Consider the following 1,932-nt stretch of genomic DNA (forward strand, 5'->3'; position numbering starts at 1 on the left):
CAGTTTTAAAAATAAGTCAGCGGATTTTTAGACATAAAAAGTGGACGGAAAAAGAGTAAAGTGGAAAAAATTGTACGGACGGCATAACAGAGCGTGCCAAGCAGAGCGTGTCGGTACTTTAGCCAACAACGGCTATAATTCATTGCGGCGGAATTTTCTACCGAAAATTCCACGCTTTTTTCTATCTTTGAGCTACAACGGAATAATTCCTGCGTATTTTTCCGCAACGAAATCATAGCCAAAGCAGTTGCCACCAATTATGAAAAAAATCCTGCAAATAACAATCTTTCTGTTTTCAATTGGAGTTTTTGCGTGTACTTGTGATGATCCAAAAATAACCGAAAAGTTTATCGAATCTGATTTTGTTGCAAAAGCCAAAATCATTAAAAACTATGAAAATGAAAGCTCAAGAGAACTTTATAAGGCTGATATTATAATTAGCGAACTTTATAAAGGAGAAGAATTAAATTCCATCTACGTTGCTGGGAGAAGTGATGGCGGAATTGGAAGTTCTTGTGCTATTTTTATTCCTGAGAATACTGAATTAATCATTTATGCACGGAAAAATAAAGACGGAAAATATAGTGTGGGTATGTGTTCTGGCTTACTTTATCTTAACAAGCGGAATTTAAAAAGACAAAAAAGAGAGTTAGAGATTCTGAAAATGTTTAAATCCAAAAACATAAGTTTTACGGACAAAATAAATTATAGAGAAAAAGCAACTCTGCATAAAAAATTAGAACAATTTAAAGGAATTGAACTTGATAAAAGTTACGGAATTTATGAAATAACTTTTGCACAAGACTTGACTATAAAAAACGTGACTGAAATTAGCGGATTTAAAAATTCAATTGACGAAAAATTAATTGAAATAATCAAAACAACCGAATGGACAAGTTTTGACAAAGGAGTAAAAGATAAAGTTCCTGAAAACAGTAAATTGTTAATCGGAATTTATTATTACCCAAAAGAAAAAGAAAATCCGAGTTTTTTAAGTCAATATTATCTATGAAAAATAACTGGTGGCAACAATGTATAACCGCAATTACGGCGGATTCGACTACGTCCGAATCCACTCGGAATTGCTAAAGTTTGTGCTAAACCGAAAAATTTGCGTACTTCAACCCGTAACTGACGGTTATACGAGACCGTTGCCACCAATTAAAAAATGACCTCACAAAAATTCAAAATAGAGTTATTAAAAACGAATTGGATATCTAAAAAAGATACTCAAACGGATTTGTGTGCTCACGGACAAATGCGAGTGAAAATTGGAAACGAAATTGTAGTTGACCAATCCGAGGGTGATGACTGGACGATAAGTGCAAGTGCTCAACTCTTACTTCGGACTTTGGAACGAAATCATACTAAAGAAAATCCGGTTGGCGACCAATTAATTCCGTGTTGCGGACATTTTTTGGTTTTCGACAACGATATGGACGAAGTTTATATTGGAAGTTGTCCGACAGGAATTGACTGGGAAGTAAAACACAAAAATGGAAATGTAACCCTGAAAACGGAAAGCGGAACAGAAGCGGAAATTAATTTTGCGGACTATAAAAATGAAGTGTTGAACTTTGTCGATCAAGTTGAGCAGTTTTATAAAGAAAGTCCTGAAAAGGAAATTCCGAAAGATGAATTTGACCGAAAGGGTTATTTACAGTTCTGGAAAGAATGGAATGAAAAAAGAGCAAAGTGGAAAAAATAACTGGTGGCAACAACGTGTATAGCTCATTGCGGCTGAATTCCTAATCGGAATTCATTGCAATTTGCTATCTTTACGCTACGGCGGAAAATCATAGCTGATTTTCCGCAACGAGCCATACACAAACACGTTAGCAGCAATTTAAGCCAATGAACTTTCCTGAAATAGGTTGACTAAAAATTAAACCATTAATTATAGTCACTTATGAAAACAAAAATAGACCACCG

The 1,932-nt window shown here is 34.7% G+C and carries 2 protein-coding genes; both read left to right on the forward strand.

Going from position 1 to position 1,932, the window contains the following annotated elements; genetic code table 11:
• The first annotated feature begins 259 nt into the window (after nt 1–259).
• Entirely contained in the window at nt 260–1,012 is a 753-nt protein-coding gene (locus tag FT993_RS01940) for a hypothetical protein (protein ID WP_147860859.1), read from the forward strand.
• 156 nt (nt 1,013–1,168) lie between these two features.
• Nucleotides 1,169–1,708: a hypothetical protein gene (locus FT993_RS01945; protein ID WP_147860860.1), complete on the forward strand. Its 540-nt coding sequence runs from the start codon at nt 1,169–1,171 to the stop codon at nt 1,706–1,708.
• Nucleotides 1,709–1,932 lie beyond the last annotated feature (224 nt).

Origin of the sequence: Mesonia sp. HuA40, from assembly GCF_008017835.1 — a bacterium.
In the GTDB taxonomy this organism is placed as follows: Bacteria; Bacteroidota; Bacteroidia; order Flavobacteriales; family Flavobacteriaceae; genus Mesonia.